The organism is Phycicoccus sp. Soil748 (genome assembly GCF_001428025.1).
GTDB lineage: Bacteria > Actinomycetota > Actinomycetes > Actinomycetales > Dermatophilaceae > Pedococcus.
This window is the reverse complement of record NZ_LMSC01000005.1, coordinates 473,344-495,673: the sequence shown is the minus strand read 5'-3', so window position 1 is coordinate 495,673 and position 22,330 is coordinate 473,344. Positions and strand designations below refer to the sequence as shown.

Here is a 22,330-nt window from a genome sequence, read left to right as displayed (position 1 = left end):
GATCCGCCCTCAGAGGGCGCAGGTGTTGACGATGTCGCCGCTCGCAGGCCTGGCCACGAAGCCGTCGGCCGGCGGTGGCGTGCCGCGCTCGACCCAGCCGGTCAGGGCGTCGAACGCGCTGCGGGCACAAGGCAGGAGCGGCCGCAGCTTGTCGGGGTACGCGGAGTACAGGCCGTCGGTGTGGGTGCCGTCCTCCACCGAGTAGTAGCGGTGCAGCGAGCCAGAACCGGCCTGGTCGACGAGCCGGTCGTAGACGTCCGCGTCGGTCGCCGCCGGGAGCAGCGTGTCCAGCGTGCCCTGGACGGTCAGCATCGGCTTGCCGATCTTTCCCGTCAGGGACACCGAGGCGACGGCGTCCTTCACCGCCTGCGGCCGTGAGGCGTAGTCGTAGTCCGCGTCGCAGCTCGGCGTCCCGCTGGCGCAGAACGGCACGCCCGCCTTGAGCGAACCGTCGAAGGAGGGGTCGAACTCCTCCCGGTAGATCCGCTGCGTCAGGTCCCAGTAGTAGGAGTAGTGGAAGGCCCAGAGGAACTCCGACCCGGGGGCGAACCCGGCCGCGATCATCGCGTCGTGGGCAGCCTGGTCGCCCGTGGCCGCGTACTTCGGGTAGTTCTTCAGCGCCGTCGGCAGGTAGGTGAACAGGTTGGGACCCGCGGCACGGAACAGCGTGCCCTCCCAGTCGACCCCACCGTCGTAGAGGTCGGGACGGTTCTCGAGCTGCCAGCGAGTGAGGTAGCCACCGTTGGAGATGCCGACCATCCAGGTGCGGCTCGGCGCCTTGGCGTAGACCTGCCGCAGCGTGGTCTTCGACGCCAGGGTCAGCTCGGTGACGCGGGAGTTCCACTCGCGGATCGAGCCGCCGGGGCTGCTGCCGTCGTCGTAGAACGAGGCACCGGTGTTGCCCTTGTCGGTCGAGGCGAACGCGTAGCCCTTGCTGAGCACCCAGTCGCTGATGATGAAGTCGTTCGCGTACTGCGCGCGGACGCCGGGAGCCCCGCTGACCACGAGGCCACCGTTCCAGTGGTCGGGGATGCGCAGGACGAACTGGGCGTCGTGGTTCCAGCCGTGGTTGGTGTTGGTCGTCGAGGTGTCCGGGAAGTACCCGTCCACCTGGATGCCCGGCACTCCGGTGGGGTTGACCGTGCCGGCGGCGTTGAGGCCGGCCCAGTCGCCCGGGTTGGTGTGGCCCGAGGCCACCGTCCCGGCTGTCGTGAGGTCGTCGAGGCACGCGAGGGTCTGCACCTCGGCACCCGGGACGCGGATCTTGGACTGGCGGGCACAGTGACCGCCCTGGGGCTTGTCCGCCGAGGCGGGAGCGGCCGTCGCGAGCCCACCGAGGAGGGCGAGCGAGGCAGTCGTGGCGAGGGCGGCGATCCGCCGGCGTGACGTCGTTGTCGGGCGCATGCGGCTCATGCTTCGCCCGGGGAACGGCCCTGCTCAATGTGGGTCAGGCACACAAACGGGAGGTGGGCCATGTGCCGCTCGCAGGGCAGGCGCGTCCGCCCTCATGCCGTGCTGGGGGCTGACCGGCCTACTGCGGCAGCGCATGCAGCAGGTCGCGGGTGACCTCCAGCTGGCCGCGGTGCTGGGCGAGCTCCTCGTAGACGTGCATGAGCACCCCGCCCTGCGTCGCGGCGTACCAGTCGTCGCGCTCGTGGGTGGGGTTGGCCGGCGGCGCATGCACGTCGGAGCGGGACACCCACTCCTGCAACGCGATCCGGGTGCGGTCGGTGTCGGTCGCGAGGTCGGCCACTGCTCCGGAGGCGGTGAACTCGGCGTCGCGGTCGCGTGGCACGACCTCGCCGAGGTTGACGGTCGAGGCCCAGCGGGCGGCGACGCCCAGGCAGTGCGTGAGGATCGCGAAAGGGGTGTTGGCGCCGGGGAGGTCCGGTCGGCGGTTGGCCAGGTCGTCACCGAGCTCGGCGACGATGTCGCGCATGGCCACGAGCGCCTCGTCACAGAAGCGCAGGTAGGTCTTCTCGTCGATCACGACGCCCTCCCTCCTCCACCGGCCTGTGGAGCACCCTGCATCGAGGTCATGCCTGCCCGGTCTCGAGCAGCCGGCGGAACCCCGCCTCGTCGAGGATCGGGCGGCCCAGCTCGCGGGCCTTGTCCTCTTTGGAGCCGGCGTTCTCACCGACGACGACGTAGTCGGTCTTCTTGGAGACCGACCCGGAGGCCTTGCCGCCGCGGGCCAGGATCGCCTCCTTCGCCTCGTCCCGGGAGAACCCCTCGAGCGACCCGGTCACCACGACGGTCATCCCCGCGAGGGTCTGCTCGACCGACTCGTCGCGCTCGTCCTCCATCCGCACGCCGTCGGCGGCCCAGCGGTCGACGATGCGCGTGTGCCAGTCGCCGGCAGGGCCGTCGAACCACTCGCGCACGGCCTCCGCGATGACCCCACCGACGCCCTCGACCCCGGCGAGCTCCTCGAGGCTCGCCTCGCGGATGCGGTCCATGGAGCCGAAGTGCTGCGCCAGGGCACGGGCGGCCGTGGGCCCCACATGGCGGATCGACAGGGCGACGAGGACCCGCCACAACGGCTGGGTGCGGGCGGCCTGCAGGTTGTCGACGAGGCGGCGACCGTTGGCCGACAGCACGCGGCCGTCGACGACCTGGTCCTCGGGGTCGGTCTTCTTCGCCGCCCGGGTGAACAGCGGGACCTGGGCGATGTCCTTCTCCCCCAACGAGAACAGCCCCGACTCGTCCTCGAGCACCCCGGAGTCGAGCAGGGCGACGGACCCCTCCCAACCCAGCGCCTCGATGTCGAACGCGCCACGACCGGCGAGGCTCGACAGCCGCTCGCGCAGCTGCGAGGGACAGGTCCGGGCGTTGGGGCAGCGGATGTCCTTGTCGCCCTCCTTCTCGGGCTTGAGCTCGGTGCCGCACGACGGGCAGTGCGTGGGCATCACGAACTCCCGCTCGGTGCCGTCGCGCAGCTCGACGACCGGGCCGAGGATCTCCGGGATGACGTCGCCTGCCTTGCGCAGCACGACGGTGTCGCCGATGAGCACGCCCTTGCGCCGCACCTCGTCACCGTTGTGGAGGGTGGCGCGCTCCACGGTGGACCCCGCGACGAGCACCGGCTCCATCACGCCGAACGGGGTGACGCGACCCGTGCGGCCGACGTTGACCTGGATGTCGAGGAGCTTGGTGTTCACCTCCTCGGGCGGGTACTTGTAGGCGATGGCCCAGCGGGGTGCCCGCGAGGTGGAGCCGAGCTGGCGCTGGACGGCCACCTCGTCGACCTTGACGACGATCCCGTCGAGCTCGTGCTCGACGCTGTGCCGGTGCTCGCCGAAGTGGACGACGAACTCCTGCACCTGCTCGAGGGTGTCGAGCACCTTGTAGTGGCTGGAGATCGGCAGCCCCCACTCACGCAGCAGCTCGTAGGCCTGCGACTGGCGGGTGAGCTCGAGGCCGTCGCGGAACCCGATGCCGTGGACGAGCATGTGCAGCGGCCTGCTCGCGGTGACCCGCGGGTCCTTCTGGCGCAGCGACCCTGCGGCGGAGTTACGGGGGTTGGCGAACGGCGCCTTGCCGGCCTCGACCAGCGAGGCGTTGAGGTCGGCGAACGCCTCCACGGGGAAGAACACCTCTCCCCTGACCTCGACGCGCGCCGGGTGCCCGGTGCCCGCGAGCTGGTGGGGTATGCCGTCGATCGTGCGCACGTTGTTGGTGACGTCCTCGCCCGTCCGACCGTCGCCACGGGTGAGCGCCCGCACCAGACGCCCCTTCTCGTAGAGGAGGTTGACGGCCAGGCCGTCGATCTTCAGCTCGCACAGGAAGTGCAGGTCGTCGGTGCCGGCGTCGCGGGTCACCCGTGCCGCCCACGCGGCCAGCTCCTCGGGCGAGAAGCAGTTGTCGAGCGACAGCATCCGCTCGAGGTGGTCGACGGCCTGGAAGTCGGTGGAGAACACCGCGCCGCCGACCTGCTGGGTGGGGCTCTCGGGGGTGCGCAGCTCGGGGTGCTCGTGCTCGAGCTCGTTGAGCCGGCGGATGAGGGCGTCGTACTCCCCGTCGCTGATCGTCGGGGCGTCCTTGACGTGGTAGGCGAACTGGGCCGCGGACGCCTGCTCGGCGAGGTCGACCCACTCGTGCCGGGCCTGGTCGGGGACGGTGCTGGAGACGATCTCACTCACGCGAGCCATCCTGCCGCACACCACCGACGGGCGGGCGGTGGCGGCACTCCCCCGCACCGTCCGGCGTTGGCGGGGTACGGATGCACACGCCGTACCGACGCGTAGCCAAACCCGTCGCGACGGGCGAGGATGTGCACGACACGTCCCCGACGATGCGGAGCCACCGATGACGAACCTCGCCACCAACCTGGTCACGACGGCGACCAAGCAGCCGGACCAGCCCGCCATCAAGTTCAGGGGCAACGACCTGAGCTACGCCCAGCTGCACGGCATGGCGGCCAAGGTCGCCGGCTCGCTGCGGGCGGCGGGGGTGGAGCCGGGCGACCGGGTCGCGATCATCCTGCCCAACGTGCCGGCCTTCCCGGTCGTGTTCTTCGGGTCGCTGCTCGCGGGGGCCATCGTGGTGCCGATGAACCCGCTCCTCAAGGCCGGCGAGATCGACTTCTTCTTCACGAACTCCGGGGCCAAGGTCGCGTTCGTCTGGCCGGACTTCGTGGCCGAGGCGACCGAGGGCGCGAAGAGCTCGGGCACGCGCATCGTGCAGTGCGGGCCGCTCGGCCCCGAGGAAGGCGCCCTCGAGGACGGGGAGCCCATCACCGAGCCCGTGGAGCGGGCCGACGACGACACCGCCATCGTGCTCTACACCTCTGGCACGACTGGCCGGCCCAAGGGCGCCGAGCTCACGCACAGCAACGTCCACCTCAACGCCCACCGCAGCGCCGTCGACATCCAGGAGACCAAGCCCGACGACGTGGTCATGGGCTGCCTGCCGCTGTTCCACGTGTTCGGCCTCGTGGTGGGGCTCAACGCCGCGGTGATCGCCGGTGCCGCCCTCGCCCTCATCCCGCGCTTCGACCCGGCCGAGGCCATCAAGGTCATCAACGACGAGAAGGTCACGATCATGATGGGCGTGCCCACCATGTACGCCGCGATCCTCAACCACCCGGACTCCGACGCCATGGACGCGACCCACCTGCGCACCTGCTGCTCCGGCGGGTCGGCCATGCCCCACGAGGTGATGAAGGCGTTCGAGGACAAGTTCGGCTGCGTCATCCTCGAGGGCTACGGGCTCTCGGAGACGTCGCCGGTCGCCTCGTTCAACATGCCCATGCGCGAGCGCAAGCCCGGCACCATCGGCGTCGCGATCCCCGGCTGCGAGATGAAGCTGGTCGACCTCGAGGGCAACGACGTACCGCCGGGCGACGGCGTCGGCGAGATCGCGATCCGCGGCGACAACGTCATGAAGGGCTACTGGCAGAACCCCGAGGCGACCGCGGAGGCCATCCCCGACGGGTGGTTCCGCACCGGGGACCTCGCGACGATGGACGAGGAGGGCTACTTCACGATCGTCGACCGCAAGAAGGACATGATCCTGCGCGGCGGCATGAACGTGTACCCCCGCGAGGTCGAGGAGGTGCTGTACGAGCACCCCGACGTCCTCGAGGCCGCCGTCGTCGCGGTCCCCGACGACCTGCTCGGCGAGGAGGTCGGCGCGGCTGTCGCCCTGCGACCCGGTGCGGAGACGACGCTCGAGGACGTGCAGGCGTTCGTGAAGTCGAAGATCGCCGCGTACAAGTACCCCCGCCACCTCTGGAAGGTCGACGAGCTGCCCAAGGGCGCCACCGGCAAGATCCTGCGGCGCGAGGTGCACAAGCCCTCCGCCTGAGGGCCGCCGAGCCGCGGGCGGGTCCTCAGGCGGGTGACGGAGCGGGCTGCCTGCGGCGGCGGGCGGGCAGCCCCACCACGACGGCCGAGACCAGGACGATGGCCGCCCCGAGCAGCTGCGGCCAGGCGAGGTGCTCGTCGAGGACGACGACCCCGAGCACGACGCTGACCACCGGGATGAGGTAGGTGACGGTCGTGCTGACGGTGGCTCCGGCGCCACGGACGACGTCGAACTGCAGCATGTAGGCGAGCCCGGTCCCGACGATGCCCAGGGCGAGGACGCAGAGCAGCGGCGGCCACCAGCCACCCCCTGTGGGGTCGGCGTGGCCGCTCCACGGCGCGGCATACCCATCCCGGTGCAGGGCCCACCACACGAGCAGCACCGGGACCATGAGCACCGAGCCGACGACGAGCAGCGCCGTGGGCATGGACAGGCCGCCGAGGTCGGCGCCGCCGAGGTAGCGGCGGTTGTAGGTCCAGCCCAGGCCGTAGCAGGCACCGGCCACCAGGGTCATGCCGAAGCCGAGCAGGTCGGGACGACCCGTCGACTCCCACGGCTGGAGGATGACCACGACGCCGACGAACCCGACCAGCACGGCGGCCAGCTTGCGCGGCGAGAGCCGGTCGCTCGGCAGCAGCAGGAGGGCGAAGAACAGCGCGGCGATCGGGGTCGTGGCGTTGCCGATGCCGGCCAGGGCGGAGGAGACCCGCTCCTCCCCCAGCGCGAACAGGCTGAACGGCAGCACCGTGAGGAAGATGCCTGAGACCGTCAGGTGTCCCCAGGTGCGGCGCTCGCGCGGGAGCCGGCCGCCGGTCGCCGCGAGCAGGGCCAGCAGGGTCAGGGTGCCGGCGTAGATGCGCAGCCCCGAGATCTGCAGCGGTGCGAGGGTGCGCAGCCCGACCTTCATGAGCAGGAAGCTCGAGCCCCAGATGAGGGCCAGCATCAGGTACTTCGCCTGCCAGGGCACACGCGTGGCGGGCGCCGTGGTCGCGGCGGGCGTCCCGAGGCCGCCCGGGCTGCTGTTCGTGGTGTTGGTGGTGCTGCTCATGCGGTTCAGCCCTCGGCTCGTTCGGTCCATTCGGCGGCCACCTCGACCGCCCTGCGTTGAACGCCCCAGGCCCCCTGGGGTGTGAGTCCGGCGAGCCCGCAGGTCGGGGTCGCGACGACGTCGGCCAGGCCGCGCGGCGACAGACCTGCGTCGCGCCATCCGCGCTCGACGAGCTGGGCGGCGGCCTTGGTGGTGCCCGAGCCGTCGGTGGCCAGGCACCCGGCCCAGAGGGCGACCCCCTCCTCCGTCGTCGCCGCGACCGACTCCCACCGCTGCGGCGTGAGGTCGGTGACGTCCATCGCCACCGCACCGACCCCCGTGGCACGCAGGAGGGGGAGGGGTACGGCGCGGTCGCAGCAGTGCACGACCGTGGGCCGCTCGCCTGCGGCGGCCAGCACGTCGCGCAGCCCGTTCATGGCGCGCTGGGGATCGACCGCCCGCAGGGAGCCGTAGCCGGACGCGGTCGGCAGGTGCCCCGCCAGGACCGCGGGCAGGGAGGGCTCGTCGACCTGCAGGACCAGGCGCGCCCCGGGCACGAGCCGCTGGACGGTGTCGAGGTGGACGCGGATTCCCTCGGCCAGCGAGCCGGTGAGGTCACGGACCGCGCCGGGGTCGGCCAGGACCTTCTCACCACGGGTCAGCTCGAGGCTCGCAGCGAGGGTCCACGGTCCGGTGCACTGCAGCTTGAGGTCGCCCTCCCAGCCGTCGAACGCCTCGGCCAGCTCGTCGAGGTCCTGGCGCCACAGGGCGGCCGTGCGGGCCGCGTCGTGACCCGGGCGCTCGACCAGGCGCCAGCCGGCAGGCTGCAGGTCCACGGGTAGGTCCACCAGCAGGCCCGCAGCACGCCCGACCATGTCCGCGCCGGGTCCTCGTGCGGGCAGCTCTGGGAGGTAGGGCAAGTGGTCGTCGACGGCGAGGATCTCGCGGACACCGCGCAGGGCCTCGCGGATGTCGGTGCCGGGAAGAGAGCCGATACCGGTTGCGCGCGCCACGGGCAGGACTCTAGTCCGCGCCACCGACAGCCCCCGTCACGGCAGGGGCGTGCGGAGCCTGCCCGAGCTGAGCGGTCAGCCGGCGTCGTGCTCGGCGACCAGGCGTCTCGGCGCGACCTGCCGCCAGGCGTCCTCGACGAGCCCGGCGACGCGGTCCCAGTCGACCGCCTCGATGTCCAGGTAGACCCCGACCCAGCCACGGGTCCCGACGTAGGGCGGCCGGAAGTAGCGCTCCGGCTCCGCGGCGACCAGCGAGCCCTGCACGCCCTCGGGCGCAGCAGCCCAGAACGCCACCCGCTCGTCGTGGTGCCGCCGGGCGGCCATGACGAACATCTTCTTCCCGCCGGCGAACCAGCATGGCTCACCGTGCGAGGTGCGCTCCTCGGTCGCGGGGAAGGCCAGGCACAGCGCACGGACCCGGGCGAGGCGCGGTCCCGCACGCCCGTCGCCCGATGCCATACCGCTCAGCGCTCCAGCCAGCTCGACGCGATCGTGGCCGAACCCATGACCCGCGTCCCGTCGTACAGGACGACCGACTGGCCCGGCGCGACCCCGCGCAGCCGCGTCGAAAGCCGCACCTCGACGTCACCACCTGCAGCCCAGGCCTGGGCAGGCACCTCCTCGCCGTGCGCGCGGACCTGCGCGCCGACCTGCACCACGCCCTCGGGAGCCGTGCCGCACCAGCGGGCGTGGTCACCGCGAATCGCGTTGACCCCCAACAGGTCCGAGGTGCCGATGGTCACGGTGTTGGTCGCGGCGTCGACCCCAACGACGTAGCGCGCCTCGCCGTCCTGGCTGGAGCGGGGCAGGCCCAGACCGCGCCGCTGGCCGACCGTGTAGCCGTAGGACCCGGAGTGCGAGCCGACCACGTCACCGCTGGCGGCGTCGACGATGTCGCCGGGCTGCTCCCCCAGCCGCTGCGCCAGCCAGCCACGGGTGTCGCCGTCGGCGATGAAGCAGATGTCGTAGGAGTCGGGCTTGGACGCGACGTAGAAGCCCCGCTCCCTCGCCTCGGCGCGGACGTCGGGCTTCGTGGTGTCGCCCAGGGGGAAGAACGCGCGGGCCAGCTGGTCGGCGTCGAGGACACCGAGGACGTAGGACTGGTCCTTGTCGGCGTCTACGGCCCGGTGCAGCTCACGCACCCCGTCGGGGCGCTCGACCACCTGGGCGTAGTGGCCCGTGGCGACCGCGTCGAACCCGAGGGCGACCGCCTTGTCCAGCAGCGCCGAGAACTTGATCTTCTCGTTGCACCGCAGGCACGGGTTGGGGGTGCGCCCGGCGGAGTACTCCGCCACGAAGTCCTCCATGACGTCGCGCTTGAAGCGCGCGGCCATGTCCCAGACGTAGAAAGGGATCCCGAGCATGTCGGCCACGCGGCGCGCGTCACCCGCGTCCTCGATCGTGCAGCACCCGCGGGCCGACTCGCGCAGCGTCGCGGCGCTCTGCGAGAGGGCCAGGTGCACCCCCACCACCTCGTGGCCCGCGTCGAGCATCCGCGCGGCGGCCACCGCGGAGTCGACGCCGCCTGACATCGCGGCGACGACGCGCATCAGCTCGCCCCGCTGGCCCGCCGGGCGCGCTCGACCGCCGCGGGGAGCGCTGCGAGCAGGGCGTCGACGTCGGCGTCGGTCGAGGTGTGCCCGAGGGTGAGCCGCAGGGCGCCACGCGCGGAGCTTTCCGGCAGCCCCATCGCGAGGAGGACGTGCGACGGCTGGGGCACGCCTGCCTGGCACGCCGAGCCGGTGGAGCACTCCACCCCGGCGGCGTCGAGCAGGTAGAGCAGCGAGTCACCCTCGCAGCCCGGGACGAGGAGGTGGGCGTTGCCGGGCAGGCGGCGTACGGCGTCACCTGGCTCCCACGCGCCGGTCACGCTGATGTCGTAGCCCATGTCGACGGCGGAGGTGACGATCCGGTCGCGCAAGGCCACCAGGCGCGGGGTCTCGGTGTCGAGGGCACGGACCGACTCCTCCAGTGCCACGGCGAACGCCCGGATCGCCGGCACGTCCAGGGTGCCGCTGCGCACCTGGCGCTCCTGCCCACCTCCGAACGTCTGCGGCACGAGCACCGCGTCGCGCTTGACGACGAGCGCACCCACGCCGAGCGGCCCGCCGACCTTGTGCCCGGTGACGGTCATGAGGTCGAGCCCGCTGCCGGCGAAGTCGACCGGCACGTGGCCGGCGGCCTGCACGGCGTCGCTGTGGAAGGGGACGCCGTGCTCGTGGGCGAGCGCGGCGAGCTGCGCCACCGGCTGGATGGTCCCGACCTCGTTGTTGGCCCACATCACGGTCACGAGCGCGACCGAGCCGGGATCCTCGTCGATGGCGGCGCGGACGGCGTCGACCGTGACGACCCCGGCGGGATCCGGCTCGACCCAGGTGACCTTGGCCCCCTCGTGGCTGACGAGGTGGTCGACGCAGTCGAGCACGGCGTGGTGCTCGATGGCGCTGGCGATGATGCGGATCCGTGCAGGATCGGCGTCCCGGCGGGCGGTCCACGTGCCGGCGACCGCGAGGTTGTCGGACTCGGTGCCCCCGGAGGTGAAGACGACCTCGGACGGCCGCGCCCCCAGCGCCCTTGCGATCCGCTCGCGGGACTCCTCGACGACCCGGCGCGCGAGGCGGCCGCTGGTGTGCAGCGAGGACGCGTTGCCGGTGACCGCCAGCTGCTCGGTCATCGCCGCAGCGGCCGACGGGAGCATCGGCGTGGTCGCGGCGTGGTCGAGGTAGGCGGGCACCAGCAGAGTTTACGCGTGACCGCGGGGATCCCGTACGGCGCGAGCACGGGCCGGCGGTTCCTGACCAGTCCCATACCCGCGAGGGGCGTAACCACGTCCGCGGGCCGTCGTTGGACCGGGTACGGCCGACCACCACCGATGCTGGTCGCTCCTCGAAGGGAACCGCATGCGCACCGTGAGAAGAACCAGAGCCGCCCTCGCCGCCGCCGCGCTGGCCACCGTGGCCCTCGCCGCCCCCGCCTCGGCCGGGCTGCTGCCCGCCGGACAGCCCCTGGCACCCGTCCAGCCGTGGCTCACCACCCAGCTCGGCGTGCTCCAGGCCGCCACCCCGACCACCGTGCTCGTCCACGGGACGGACACCGCCGCCGCGCAGCGGGCCGTCTCCGCGGCGGGCCTGCGTCAGGTGACGACGTTCGACAAGATCGGCGTGGTCGTCGCCACCGGGCTGCCCGCCCAGGTTCAGGCAGTGCGCGCCCAGCCGGGCGTCACCTACGTCGAGGGCAACCAGCCCATCCAGATGACCCTCGCCACCTCCAACGTCGCCACCCGCGGCGAGGAGGCGCGCAACACCCTCAGCGGCGCCGACGGCACCAGCCTCGACGGCAAGGGCGTCTCCGTCGCCGTCATCGACTCCGGCGTCGACCCCAGCCACCCGTTCCTGAAGAACCCCGACGGCTCCTCGGCCGTGGTGAAGAACCTCAAGATGGTGTGCGAACCGCTCACCGAGAGCACGTGCGCACCGGTCGACGCGGGCTCGCTCAACACCGACCTGCTGTCGGTCGGCGGCCACGGCATGCACGTCAACGGCATCGTCGCCGGCCGCGACGTCACCCTGTCCGACGGCACGAAGATGCACGGCGCCGCCCCGGGCTCGAGCCTGGTGAGCATCAGCACGGGTGCCGTGCTGTTCATCGTCGGCGCGGACGCCGCCCTCAACTGGGTGCTCGAGAACCATGGCGCTCCCTGTGGCGCCTCGGTGCCGGCGGCGAAGTGCCCGCCCATCAAGGTGACCAGCAACTCCTACGGCCCCACCGGCGGTGGCGCGTTCGACCCGAACTCGGCGACCGTCAAGCTGCAGCGCCAGCTCGTCAAGGAGGGCGTGGTGACGGTCTGGGCCAACGGCAACGACGGCGGCGACGGCTCGGCCTCGCTGTCCAACCCGCCCGGCATGGACCCGACCCCCGGCATCCTGTCCGTCGCGTCGTACTTCGACCAGAACACCGGCACCCGCAACGGCACCGTCTCCGACTTCTCCAGCCGTGGCAAGGCTGGCGACCAGTCGACCTACCCCGACATCTCGGCCCCGGGTGAGGACATCACGAGCTCGTGCCGCATCTACCTGCCGATCTGCACCACGGGCCTCGACCCCAAGGACGGCGGCGACTACAACACCATCAGCGGCACCTCGATGGCCACCCCGCACATCGCGGGCATCGTCGCCCAGCTGTTCCAGGCGAACCCGTCCGCGACCCCGGCGCAGGTCGAGGCCGCCATCGAGTCGACGGCGTACAAGTACACCGACGGCGCCCCCTACGAGAACGGCACCAACGGCACGACGAGCTTCGACAAGGGCCACGGCCTGGTCGACGTCGCCGCGGCCGCCACTGCCCTCCGCTGACCACCAACCCGGCGGAGTGACGCCGAACGCCCCGGATCGCGCGTGGTCCGGGGCGTTCGTGCGTTCGGGGGTCGCTCGTACGGGATCGCGGGTACGGGTCGCGGGTACAGGGTCGCGGTGCCGTCGTGGTCGTCCCTTCGGCGGATCCCGCCACCGCGGCCCGGACCTACGCTGCCTGCTGAGCGTCCCGAGCAGGAGGCCCCATGGACGACGCGACACCGCCTGCCGCACCCACCGCTTCGGAGTGCGCCGACGCGGAGACCGCCGAGGCCGAGTTCATGTACGCGCTCGAGTCGGGGGCGCCGCCGCACGTGGCGCGAGAGCTCGGGATCTCGACCACCCGCATCGCCGGAGGGGTCGCCCTGGCCATGCGCCACGACCCCGCCGGCGGCTACTGGAACAAGTCGCTCGGTCTGGGCCTCACCGAGCCGGTCACCGGGCAGGTGCTGGACTCCGTCCTCGACTTCTACCGCGACAGCGGGAGCGGCGTGGCCTGCCTGCAGGTCGCGCCCCAGGCCCTGCCGCAGGACTGGGACGACCTCTGCGCAGCCCACGGGATCGTGGCGGGGAGCAGCTGGGTCAAGCTCGTCCGTGACGCCGCGCCCGCACCTGGGGCAACCACCGACCTGCGTGTCGGACCCGTGACCCGCGAGGACGCCAGGGCGTGGGGCGAGGTGTACTGCGTGGGCTTCGGGATGCCGGTCGGACCCCTCGCCGACATGGTCGCCGCGGTGCTCGACAACCCGTCCTTCCACCCCCTGGCCGCGTGGGACGGGGACGAGGTCGTAGCGGGGGCCAACCTCTACCTCAACGGCGACCTCGCGTCGTTCTGCGGGGCCGCCACGCTGGAGAAGGCCCGGGGCCGCGGCGCCCAGTCCACCTTCTTCCACCGCCGGGTCGAGCTCGCCAGGGCAGCAGGGGCGCGCCTGATGGTGGCCGAGACCTGGGCCGAGGGCGAGGGACAGCACAACCCGTCGCTGCACAACATGCGCCGCGCGGGCTTCCGTGACCTCTACGTCCGGCAGAACTGGGTCTGGCACGCTGGGTGAGCGCGAATGCCGGAACCACGGTCCCATGGCGACACCTCGCGCTCACCGAGACAGGCCGGCGGCGTATGGAGCCCACGCGCCATGCGTCGAAGGGCCCCCGACCGGTGTGGTCGGGGGCCCTTCGAGCGGTGGCGGCGGGCTAGCCCTTCGCCGCCTGCACCTTCTCGGTGGCCTGGGGCAGCACGGTGAACAGGTCGCCGACGACGCCGAAGTCGACGAGCTCGAAGATCGGCGCCTCCTCGTCCTTGTTGACGGCGACGATGGTCTTCGAGGTCTGCATGCCGGCCCGGTGCTGGATGGCGCCGGAGATGCCGCACGCGACGTAGAGCTGCGGCGACACCTGCTTGCCGGTCTGCCCGACCTGCGAGGTGTGCGGGTACCAGCCGGCGTCCACCGCGGCACGGGACGCACCGACGGCGGCGCCGAGCGAGTCGGCGAACTCCTCGACCTTGGAGAAGTCGCCGCCGGTGCCACGACCGCCGGAGACGACGATGGCGGCCTCGGTCAGCTCGGGACGGCCGGTGGCCTCCTTGGGCTTGGACTCGGTGATCTTCGCGGCCTTGGCGGCGTCGGAGATGCTCACCTCGACGACCTCGTCGGCAGCGGCTCCCGCGGCCTCCTCGGGGGCGGCCGAGTTGGGCTTGACCGTGACGATGGGCGTGCCCTTGGTGACCGTCGAGGTGACGGAGTAGGACCCGGCGAAGACGGACTGCACCGTCTTGACGCCACCGCCCTCACCGGCCTGCACGTCGACGGCGTCGGTGATCAGGCCCGACTCGGTCTTGATGGCCAGGCGCGCGGCGATCTCCTTGCCGGCGGAGTTGCTCGGGATGAGCACCGCGGCGGGCGAGGCGGAGGCGACGAGCTGCGCGAGCACCTCGGCCTGCGGGGCCACGAGGTGGTCGGTGACGTCGGCGGACTCGACGCGGTACACCTTCTCCGCGCCGTACTTCGCGAGCGCCTCCTTGGCGGCCTCGAAGCCCTCGCCGACGAAGACGGCGGAGGGCTCGCCGAGGCGGCGGGCGATGGTCAGGAGCTCAGCGGTGGTCTTGCGGACGGTGCCGTTCGCGTGGTCGACCAGGACGAGTACTTCAGCCATGGGTGTTCCTTTCCTTCTGTCTCTGGCCGGCTCAGACGAACTTCTGCGCGGACAGGAACTCCGCGAGCTTGGCGCCGCCGTCACCCTCGTCGGTGACGATCTGGCCCTGCTCGCGCGGCGGGCGCTTGGTGAACGACTCCACCTTGGTCCAGGCGGCGTCGAGGCCGACCTGCGACGGGTCGACGCCGAGGTCGGCGAGCGACCAGGTCTGCACGGGCTTCTTCTTCGCGGCCATGATCCCCTTGAACGAGGGGTAGCGCGGCTCGTTGATCTGGTCGGTCACGGAGACCAGCGCGGGCAGCGAGGCGACGATGGTCTCGGACGCGGCGTCGCCGTCGCGGCGGATCGTCACGGTGGACCCGTCGACGGTCAGCTCGGAGGCGAACGTCACCTGCGGCAGGCCGAGGCGCTCGGCGAGCATCGCCGGGACGACGCTCATGGTGCCGTCGGTGGACGCCATACCGGTCATCACGAGGTCGGGGGTGCCGATCTTCTTCACGGCCTCCGCGAGCACCAGCGAGGTGGCCACGGAGTCGGAGCCGTGGATCGCGGCGTCGTTGACGTGGACGGCCTGGTGCGCGCCCATCTGCAGCGCCTTCTTCAGGGCGTCGGCGGCCTGGTCGGGGCCGACCGTCAGCACGGTCACCTCGCCCTCGCCGGCTTCGACGATCTTGAGGGCTTCCTCGACGGCGTACTCGTCGAGCTCGGACAGGAGACCGTCGACACCGACGCGGTCGGTGGTGTTGTCGGAGTCGTTGAAGGTGCGGTCGGACTGTGCGTCCGGCACGTATTTCACGCAGACGACGATGTTCATGCGCTGATCGTCCTCTTCCAGGTAGGGATTGAGATGAGGTCAGGTGCCATCCTTACAGCCCGTGCTCCGAATGGGCATGTCAGCAGCGCGTGACGCTCACCACGGGTGGGCGACGGGGCTGCACACCCGGCCACCACGCCGCCTTCCGGATGGGGAACCGCGTGGGGACGGAGCCGCTCAGGCGTCGCCGCTGGAGCGCCGCCCTGCCTTCACCTGCCCGCGCCGCTTCTTGTCCTCGAGCCGGCGTCGGCGTGAGCCGAGGGTGGGGCGGGTCGCCCGCCGCGGCGGCGGCTCGGGGGCTGCGGCCTCACGCAGGAGGGTCACGAGGCGCCGGCGGGCGGCGATGCGGTTCTGCCGCTGGGCCCGGTGCTCAGAGGCGACCACGAGGAGCCTGCCGCCGACCAGGTGCGGGCGGAGCCGGGCGAGCAGACGTTCGCGGACCTCGTCCGGCAGGGTGGCCACCGCGGCGGAGGTCGACGGGTCGAACTCGAGCTCCACCCTGCTGTCGGTGGTGTTGACGCCCTGGCCCCCGGGGCCGGACGAGCGGGAGAACCGTTCGGTCAGCTCGCCGGCATCGATGCGCAGTCCCCGGGGCAGCCCGGGTCCCGGAGCCACGAGGAGGGCGGCTCCGGGCTGGGGCCGGCCGGCCGAGGGCAAGGTCACGAGCCCACTCCACCACACCCGGGACCATGCACACTGGGGACGTGGACAGTGACGCGGAGAAGGACGTGGACGGGTACGTGGGCAAGGACGTTGACAAGGACGTCGATGCGGGCTCCTTCGCCCGCACCCGGCGCTCGCTGCACGGCGTCGCCGAGCTCGTCCTCGCCGGTCCGCAGTACGCGGTGAGCGGCTCGATCGAACTGCGCGCCGTCCCGGGCGGCTGGGCCACCGTGGCCGACCCTGTCCTGCGCGTCGAGGGCGGTGAGCTGGTCCACGGGTCGGGGCGACGGTGTGCCATCCACGGTCGCACCTGCGCCGAGCTGGCGACGGAGCTCGGCCTCACCGCTGCCGCTCCTGGCGTCTACGACGACGGACCCGGCGTGTCCGCGGACGAGCGGCTGGTGGTCGACCCTGCCGCCGCGGAGGAGGTCTCGCAGGCCTTCTCGTGGGGCGACACGGCACTGCGGGCCCTGGCACCTGGCGAGCGGCCCGTCCTGTGGCCGGAGCACTTCGACATCGCCGTCACCGTCGACCGGGCCAACTACGGCGTCTCCCCCGGTGACGCCACGATCGCCACCCCCTACGCGTACGTCGGGCCGTGGGAACCCGTGCACGGACGGTTCTGGAACGCCAGTTTCGGAGCCGCCCGCCCGCTGCGCGACCTGGGGAGCGCCGACGCCGTGCTGGCCTTCTTCCAGCAGGGAGCGTCGCTCCTGCGCTGAGGCAGACTGGTGCCTCGTGAGCTCCCCGGTGCCTGGCGCCTTCTGCCTCGTCCTGCACTCGCACCTGCCCTGGCTGCCCGGCCACGGCGTGTGGCCGCTGGGCGAGGAGTGGCTGTTCCAGGCCTGGGTCGAGTCCTACGTCCCCCTGGTCGCCGAGCTCGACGCGCTCGCCGCGGAGGGCCACCGCGACGTCCTGACCCTCGGGGTCACCCCCGTGCTGGCGGCTCAGCTCGACCACCCGCGGATGCGGCGCGATGTCGGGACCTGGGCCGGTATGGCGCAGCTGCGCGCGGCCGAGATGGCCTCCGGCCCCGACCCCCTTCGTCGCGAGGCGGCAGCCCGCGAGCACGCCCTCGCGAGCGCGGCCGCCGACCTGCTCGCCGGGCGCTGGAGCGGTGGCGGCTCGCCGGTGCTGCGGTCGCTGCGCGACGCCGGGGTGGTCGAGCTGCTCGGTGGCCCGAGCACCCACCCCTTCCTCCCGCTGCTGCTGCCCGAGTTGGCCTCGCTGGCGCTGGCGACCGGCCTGGCTGACAGCACGTGGCGCCTCGGCGAGCGCCCGCGGGGCATCTGGTCACCGGAGTGCGGGTGGCGGCCAGAGCTCGCAGAGCCGTTGTGGCGCAACGGAGTCGGTCACTTCGTCGTCGACGAGCAGCTGGTGCGCGACGCCGGTGGTCACCCCCATGCGGCGTGGCGCGTGGAGGACACCGACCTCGTCGCAGTCCCGCGCGACCTCGCCGTCACCAACCTGGTGTGGTCCTCCCGCACCGGCTACCCGGCGGCTGCGGCCTACCGCGACTTCCACGCCCGGGACGCGGCCACCGGGATCAGGCTGTGGGCGGTCACGCACTCCGCCGACGGTGCGGACGGTGCGCCCGGCGGTGCCAAGGCGCCGTACGACCCGGCCCGAGCCGACGCGCAAGTCGACCGCGACGTGGCCCACTTCGTCGCCGCGGTGCGGCACCGGCTGCAGCACGCCCACTCGGTGACCGGCGGCCCCGGGCTCGTCGTGGCGGCGTACGACACCGAGCTCTTCGGCCACTGGTGGCACGAGGGTCCGCGCTTCCTGGGACGGGCTCTGCGCGCGCTGCGGTCCGCGGGCGTCACCGTCACGACGCTCGAGAAGGCCCTGGCCGCGGGGCACGTCGGCGGCGAGCTCGCCCTCGGGGCCGGTTCGTGGGGCGCGGGGAAGGACTACTCGGTGTGGGACGGCCCGCTCGTCGCCGAGCTCGCCCACGAGAACGAGTGGCTGCAGCGCCGGTGGCTCGACGTGGTGGCGTGCGAGCGGGCCGAGGGACGGCTCGGCACGCGGCGTCCCGACCTCGACCAGCTGCTGCTCACCCTGTGGAACGCCCTGTCCAGCGACTGGGCGTTCCTCGTCTCCCGCGGGCAGTCGGTCGACTACGCGTGGCGCCGGGCCGAAGGCCACCGGGCCGACTTCCACCGCCTCGCGGCCCTCATCGAGCAGGGGCGCACGGCGGAGGCCGGTCTCGAGGCGGTGCGACAGGCCGTCACCGACCGCACCTTCCCCGCGCTGGACGCCCGGCTCAGCTCTCCCTGACCTCCGGCGACAGGTCGGGCAGGTCGACGGCGTCGAGGCGCACCTCGAACGTCGTGCCCCGGGTGGAGGGGACCACGCCCACGGTCCCCCCGTGCCGGTGCACGACCTCGCTGACCAGGGCGAGGCCGAGGCCGAAGCCCGGCGACGCCGGATGACGGGCGAAGCGGTCGAAGAGGCGGTGCGCCACGGTGGGGTCCATGCCCGGGCCGTCGTCCGAGACGTCCAGCACGACGTGGGATCCCTCCGGGCGCAGCCGCACCCCGACCTGCGACGTCGCGTGGCGCAGCGCGTTGTCCACCAGCGCGTCGACCACCCGGCGCAGGGCCACTCCGGCCCCGCGCACCGGGGGCACCTCGGCGACGTCGACGGTGAGCGCGATACCCCGCTCGTCGGCGAGCTGGCGGTTGAGCGCTCCCACGGCGGTCACCACCTCGGCGAGGTCGACGAGCTCCCCCGACTCCTCCGAGGCCCCCACGTCGGCGGCGTGCAGGAGGTCCTCGACGATGTCGGCCATGGCGGACGCCTCCTGCCTGAGCAGCACGAGGTCGAGCGCCAGCGCGTCCCGGGGGGCGTCGGCCCGCATGCCGTGCGCCACCAGGTCGGCGCGCAGGGCGAGGCGCGAGAGCGGCGTGCGCAGCTCGTGGCTGGCGTCGGCGATGAACTGCCGCTGCCGGGCGAGCGCGTCGTCCCACACGGCCAGCGTGCGCCGGCCGAGCCGGTCGCCGGTCCATGCGGCGACCAGGCCGGCCCCCAGGGCGGCCAGCGCCAGTCCCACGAGCAGCCGGTGCCGTTCGGACTCGTACGGGGAAAGGTCCACCCCCGCCTGCACGACCGCACCGTCCACGACCCTGGTCAGGGTCTGGTACTCGCGGTCCTCGACGTAGCTCTCCCGGTCGAGGTCGCGTCCCGAGGAGCGCGCCTGCACCAGGTCGTCACGGCTCGGCAGCGAGGCCGGGGCGCCCGGCGAGGCCGTGCGCACCCCCGAGGCCTCCACCCGCACGACGAAGGTGCCGCTCGGCACCGCCTCGGTCGTGGGGGCTGCCGCGAGCGCGGTGAGCTGGGCCCTGACCTCGCGCTTCTGGCCCACCAGCACCACCCCCACGGTGACGAGACCGGCCACGGCCACGCCCGCGAGCACCCCACCGAGGGCCTGCAGGGCGATGAGTCGCCGCGCACGGCGGAAGCGGTTCCCGGCAGGGTTCAACCCAGCTCACCGGCGCGGTAGCCGACCCCCCGCACCGTACGGATCACGGCAGGGCCGAGCTTGCGCCGGATGGAGTAGACGTAGGTGTCGACGAGGGACAGGCTGCGGGTGCCGGGTGCGAGCGAGTCGCGCAGCTCGTCGCGCGAGAACACCCGGGCCGGGCGGCGGGCGAGCTGGGCCAGGAAGGCGGTCTCGGCGGGCGACAGCTCGACCCTCGAGCCGTCGGCGAGGCGCACCTCGTGGGCGTCGGTGTCGACCGCCCCGTCGCCGAGGGGGACGACCGTCGCGGACTCCAGGTGCCGCCGCAGGAGCGACCGCACCCGGGCCAGCAGCTCGGAGCTGTCGAACGGCTTGACGAGGTAGTCGTCGGCACCGCCGTCGAGCCCCTCGACGCGGTCCTGCACGGACCCGTGGGCCGTCAGCACCAGCGCCGGCGTGACGACCCCGCTGGTGCGGACCCGCCGGATGAGGTCGACCCCGTCACCGTCCGGGAGCCTGCGGTCGACCACCATGACGGCCACCGTGCGGGACATCGCGGCGTGCAGTCCCGCCTGCAGGTCGCGCACCGCGTGGACGGCGTAGCCCTCCGCCGAGAACAGCCGGACCAGGAGCGTCGACAGCTCGCGGTCGTCCTCGACGAGCAGGAGCGGGATCGGCTCGGGGTCGCCCATGTCGTCAAGCATGACAGCGGCCGGCAGCTCGGGCTCGGGTTCCCGGGGGGTGTGCGGGTCTACTTGTCCGAGGTGGAGGAGGCGCTCTGGCCCGTGCCCTTCCAGACGGCGTTGGCGCCGCTGTGGCCGATGCGGACGACCTGCACCATGGTCGCCAGCGAGGCCACCAGGGCGAGCACGGCCACAGCGCGGACGAGGACCGGCGAGTCGAGGCCGCTGCGGGTGTCGCTGGGGGCGCCGACGCGGGCAGCTCCCGGGCCGTCGGAGACGGGGATGGTGCGGCGGCGCTCGAGGACGAAGAGGGCCACGGCCAGGACCGTCAGCACGATCATGAACGGCAGCAGCGTGTCACCGAGCTCGGTGTGCGCCTCCAGGGCCGGGGTGGGCTGGATGCTGTGCTCGAGGTCCTCACCGCTGCTCGTCGCGACCGGGACGAGGACCAGTCCGAGGACCGCGACGACCGGCGTGGCCCACAGGGCCCAGCGACGGAACCGCGGCGAGACCGCCGAGGCAGCCAGGAGCAGCGCCGCCAACGGCACGATGACGACCACCGCGTGGACGACGAGCGGATGGAGCGGGAGTCCGAGGACGGTGCTGGGCATGGGGGGTCTCCTGGTGTGGGGGGCCGGGTCCTCCAGCCTCGCAGGCGAATCTCAAGGGATTCTCAAACGGTGACAGAACCGGCAGGATGTCGCCCGCCGCGACCACCCGCGCCCTCACCCCGCCCTCGCTCGCGCCCTCACCCGCGCCGGCGCACGACCCTCCCGGGCACCCCTGCGACCACCGAGCAGTCCTCGTAGGTGCCGCGCGCCACCGCGGCCGCGGCCACGACACAGTGGTCGCCGACCCAGGTGCCGCGGGTGACGACCACCTTGGTGCCCAGCCACACGTCGTCGCCGATGTGGACCGGTGACTTCACGATCCCCTGGTCCTTGACCGGGACCTCGAGGCTGTCGGTCACGTGGTCGAAGTCGCAGACGTAGACGTCGTCACCGAACAGGCACGCGTCGCCGATCGAGACGTCGAGCCAGCAGTTGATGGTGTTGCGGATGCCGATGACCGACTTCGGGCCGATCCGCAGCGTGCCCTCGTGCGCCCGGACCCGCGCGTGGGCGCCGAAGTGGGTGTAGGCGCCGATCACGAGCCGTCCGTAGCCCTCGCGCACCTCGAAGCGCACGTCGGGGCCGATGAAGCACGGGCCCTCGAAGCGCAGGGACGGGCAGCGTGCACTCGCCCGGGCCATGCGCAGGTAGCTGAGCAGGTGGTGGCGGGTGAACGCCCGGTGGGACAGCGCCCAGCCGACCCAGCGCAACCACAGCAGCGGTCGGTGCGCACCTCGCGGAGCGCGGTCACCGTGCTCGTCCGGCGACATGTCGGCGTCGGCGGCCGCGTCCACCTCAGCCGGGTTTCACGCCGGTGATGCCGACGTTGTAGAAGAGCTTGGCGGGCACCGCCCGCGCCAGCACCCGGTCGAGCGCCGACAACCGGCGCCACGACCCGTAGGCGAACATCGCCCAGCCCCACCCGAGGGCTCCTGGTCTCACGGCCGCCTCGAAGGTGCGCACCGGCCACCCGAGGAATGCTGCCGTGAGCTCCTCCGTACGGGTCCGGACGGCGACCGCCCCTGCGCGCAGGGCCGTGCGGGCGAGCTCGTCGGGGTCGAAGGTGTGCAGGTCGACCACCGCCTCCAGGGCCGCGGCGCGGGACGACTCGTCGAGCTCCTCGGGGTCGCGGGCCCAGCGCTCGCGCAGGAGCGGCAAGGCGGTGACCGCCTTCGTCGCGTGCCAGGTCAGCCGGCCGAGGCGCCGGGCGTACCAGTCCCCCACCCGCGTCGGCTCGCCCGCGACGACGAACCGGCCTCCGGGCTTGAGCACCCGCAGCACCTCTGCGAACGCCGCCTCCACGTCGGGGATGTGGTGGATGACCGCGTGGCCGACGACGACGTCGAAGGTGTTGTCGTCGTAGGGAATCCGCTCGGCATCTGCCACGCGTCCCTGCACGGTGAAGCCCAGTCGCTCCGCGTTGGCCTTCGCTGCCTCGACCATCCCCGGTGAGATGTCGGTGACGTGGACCTCGTCCAGGACGCCTGCGAGCTTGAGGTTGAGCGAGAAGAAGCCCGTGCCTGCACCGAGCTCGAGCGCGACGCCGTACGGCAGCGGCTCGGGCATCCCCGTGATCGCCTCGAACCGGTCACGCGCATAGGCGGTGCAGCGCTCGTCGAAGGAGATGGACCACTTGTCGTCGTAGGTCGCGGCCTCCCAGTCGTGGTAGAGCACCTGGGCCAGCTTGGTGTCGCCGTAGGCCCGCTCGACGTCCTCGGCACTGGCCAACGGTGAGGTCGGTGGCATCG

Annotated in this window: 21 protein-coding genes; 5 read left to right on the top strand and 16 right to left on the bottom strand. The window is 72.6% G+C overall.

Translation table 11 applies throughout. The annotated features are described in order from the left end of the window. Positions 1-9: 9 nt before the first annotated feature. The 3 genes from ASG70_RS04770 to ligA all read right to left on the bottom strand — a co-directional run bounded on the left by ASG70_RS04770 (position 10) and on the right by ligA (position 4,151). Positions 10-1,404, bottom strand: coding sequence for a 3-hydroxybutyrate oligomer hydrolase family protein (locus ASG70_RS04770; RefSeq protein ID WP_056882664.1), 1,395 nt, complete (start codon positions 1,402-1,404; stop codon positions 10-12). Between the two features lie 127 nt (positions 1,405-1,531). After that, positions 1,532-1,990 (bottom strand): DUF664 domain-containing protein, encoded by a 459-nt coding sequence (locus tag ASG70_RS04765; protein ID WP_082590091.1) that lies wholly within the window; start codon positions 1,988-1,990, stop codon positions 1,532-1,534. Between the two features lie 46 nt (positions 1,991-2,036). Beyond that, the gene (ligA, locus tag ASG70_RS04760; RefSeq protein ID WP_056882663.1) at positions 2,037-4,151 is read right to left on the bottom strand and encodes an NAD-dependent DNA ligase LigA; all 2,115 of its coding nucleotides are present in this window, start codon (positions 4,149-4,151) and stop codon (positions 2,037-2,039) included. 157 nt (positions 4,152-4,308) lie between these two features. On the opposite strand from ligA, the gene ASG70_RS04755 reads away from it, so the two are divergent. After that, positions 4,309-5,808 carry a long-chain fatty acid--CoA ligase gene (locus tag ASG70_RS04755; protein WP_056882662.1) on the top strand — a complete coding sequence of 500 codons (1,500 nt, stop codon included), beginning with the start codon at positions 4,309-4,311 and terminating at the stop codon, positions 5,806-5,808. A gap of 25 nt (positions 5,809-5,833) precedes the next feature. Here ASG70_RS04755 and ASG70_RS04750 read toward each other — a convergent pair whose 3' ends face one another. The 5 genes from ASG70_RS04750 to ASG70_RS04730 all read right to left on the bottom strand — a co-directional run bounded on the left by ASG70_RS04750 (position 5,834) and on the right by ASG70_RS04730 (position 10,582). Then, entirely contained in the window at positions 5,834-6,856 is a 1,023-nt protein-coding gene (locus tag ASG70_RS04750; RefSeq protein WP_082590090.1) for a DMT family transporter, read from the bottom strand. Between the two features lie 5 nt (positions 6,857-6,861). Further along, positions 6,862-7,848 carry a methionine synthase gene (locus tag ASG70_RS04745; protein ID WP_056882661.1) on the bottom strand — a complete coding sequence of 329 codons (987 nt, stop codon included), beginning with the start codon at positions 7,846-7,848 and terminating at the stop codon, positions 6,862-6,864. A gap of 75 nt (positions 7,849-7,923) precedes the next feature. Then, positions 7,924-8,307 (bottom strand): MmcQ/YjbR family DNA-binding protein, encoded by a 384-nt coding sequence (locus ASG70_RS04740; RefSeq protein WP_056882660.1) that lies wholly within the window; start codon positions 8,305-8,307, stop codon positions 7,924-7,926. A gap of 5 nt (positions 8,308-8,312) precedes the next feature. Further along, on the bottom strand, positions 8,313-9,398 hold the full coding sequence (mnmA, locus tag ASG70_RS04735) for a tRNA 2-thiouridine(34) synthase MnmA (RefSeq protein ID WP_056882659.1): 1,086 nt from the start codon (positions 9,396-9,398) through the stop codon (positions 8,313-8,315). Further along, positions 9,398-10,582, bottom strand: a complete 1,185-nt coding sequence (locus ASG70_RS04730; RefSeq protein ID WP_082590089.1) for a cysteine desulfurase family protein — start codon at positions 10,580-10,582, stop codon at positions 9,398-9,400. Before ASG70_RS04730 ends, mnmA begins: the two co-directional genes overlap by 1 nt. A gap of 166 nt (positions 10,583-10,748) precedes the next feature. On the opposite strand from ASG70_RS04730, the gene ASG70_RS04725 reads away from it, so the two are divergent. Together ASG70_RS04725 and ASG70_RS04720 are read left to right on the top strand one after the other, a co-directional pair. After that, positions 10,749-12,200, top strand: a complete 1,452-nt coding sequence (locus tag ASG70_RS04725) for a S8 family serine peptidase (RefSeq protein WP_056882658.1) — start codon at positions 10,749-10,751, stop codon at positions 12,198-12,200. Between the two features lie 203 nt (positions 12,201-12,403). Beyond that, positions 12,404-13,249: a hypothetical protein gene (locus ASG70_RS04720; RefSeq protein WP_056882657.1), complete on the top strand. Its 846-nt coding sequence runs from the start codon at positions 12,404-12,406 to the stop codon at positions 13,247-13,249. 139 nt (positions 13,250-13,388) lie between these two features. Here ASG70_RS04720 and ASG70_RS04715 read toward each other — a convergent pair whose 3' ends face one another. From ASG70_RS04715 to arfB, 3 genes are all read right to left on the bottom strand, one after another. Next, positions 13,389-14,348, bottom strand: a complete 960-nt coding sequence (locus ASG70_RS04715) for an electron transfer flavoprotein subunit alpha/FixB family protein (protein WP_056882656.1) — start codon at positions 14,346-14,348, stop codon at positions 13,389-13,391. 31 nt (positions 14,349-14,379) lie between these two features. Beyond that, the gene (locus tag ASG70_RS04710) at positions 14,380-15,162 is read right to left on the bottom strand and encodes an electron transfer flavoprotein subunit beta/FixA family protein (RefSeq protein ID WP_056882655.1); all 783 of its coding nucleotides are present in this window, start codon (positions 15,160-15,162) and stop codon (positions 14,380-14,382) included. Between the two features lie 177 nt (positions 15,163-15,339). Further along, entirely contained in the window at positions 15,340-15,819 is a 480-nt protein-coding gene (gene arfB / locus ASG70_RS04705) for an alternative ribosome rescue aminoacyl-tRNA hydrolase ArfB (RefSeq protein WP_235531347.1), read from the bottom strand. Between the two features lie 47 nt (positions 15,820-15,866). Here arfB and ASG70_RS04700 point away from each other — a divergent pair, with 47 nt between their 5' ends. Both ASG70_RS04700 and ASG70_RS04695 read left to right on the top strand, forming a co-directional pair. After that, positions 15,867-16,547, top strand: coding sequence for a hypothetical protein (locus tag ASG70_RS04700; RefSeq protein ID WP_200949186.1), 681 nt, complete (start codon positions 15,867-15,869; stop codon positions 16,545-16,547). Between the two features lie 16 nt (positions 16,548-16,563). Then, the gene (locus ASG70_RS04695; protein WP_056882654.1) at positions 16,564-18,105 is read left to right on the top strand and encodes a 1,4-alpha-glucan branching protein domain-containing protein; all 1,542 of its coding nucleotides are present in this window, start codon (positions 16,564-16,566) and stop codon (positions 18,103-18,105) included. On the opposite strand, the gene ASG70_RS04690 is transcribed toward ASG70_RS04695, so the two are convergent. The 5 genes from ASG70_RS04690 to ASG70_RS04670 form a co-directional block, all read right to left on the bottom strand. Beyond that, positions 18,092-19,309, bottom strand: coding sequence for a HAMP domain-containing sensor histidine kinase (locus ASG70_RS04690; RefSeq protein ID WP_056882653.1), 1,218 nt, complete (start codon positions 19,307-19,309; stop codon positions 18,092-18,094). The genes ASG70_RS04695 and ASG70_RS04690 overlap by 14 nt on opposite strands. Then, complete coding sequence (locus tag ASG70_RS04685; RefSeq protein ID WP_056882652.1) at positions 19,306-19,980, bottom strand: response regulator transcription factor; 675 nt, start codon at positions 19,978-19,980, stop codon at positions 19,306-19,308. The genes ASG70_RS04690 and ASG70_RS04685 overlap by 4 nt, the downstream gene beginning before the upstream one ends. Positions 19,981-20,039: 59 nt before the next feature. Then, a complete protein-coding gene (locus ASG70_RS04680; RefSeq protein ID WP_056882651.1) occupies positions 20,040-20,582 on the bottom strand; it encodes a DUF2231 domain-containing protein in 543 nt (180 codons plus the stop codon). A 137-nt stretch (positions 20,583-20,719) separates the two neighbouring features. Further along, positions 20,720-21,376 carry a DapH/DapD/GlmU-related protein gene (locus ASG70_RS04675; RefSeq protein ID WP_056882650.1) on the bottom strand — a complete coding sequence of 219 codons (657 nt, stop codon included), beginning with the start codon at positions 21,374-21,376 and terminating at the stop codon, positions 20,720-20,722. A 1-nt stretch (position 21,377) separates the two neighbouring features. Continuing rightward, positions 21,378-22,328 (bottom strand): class I SAM-dependent methyltransferase, encoded by a 951-nt coding sequence (locus tag ASG70_RS04670; RefSeq protein WP_056882649.1) that lies wholly within the window; start codon positions 22,326-22,328, stop codon positions 21,378-21,380. Between the last annotated feature and the right edge of the window lie 2 nt (positions 22,329-22,330).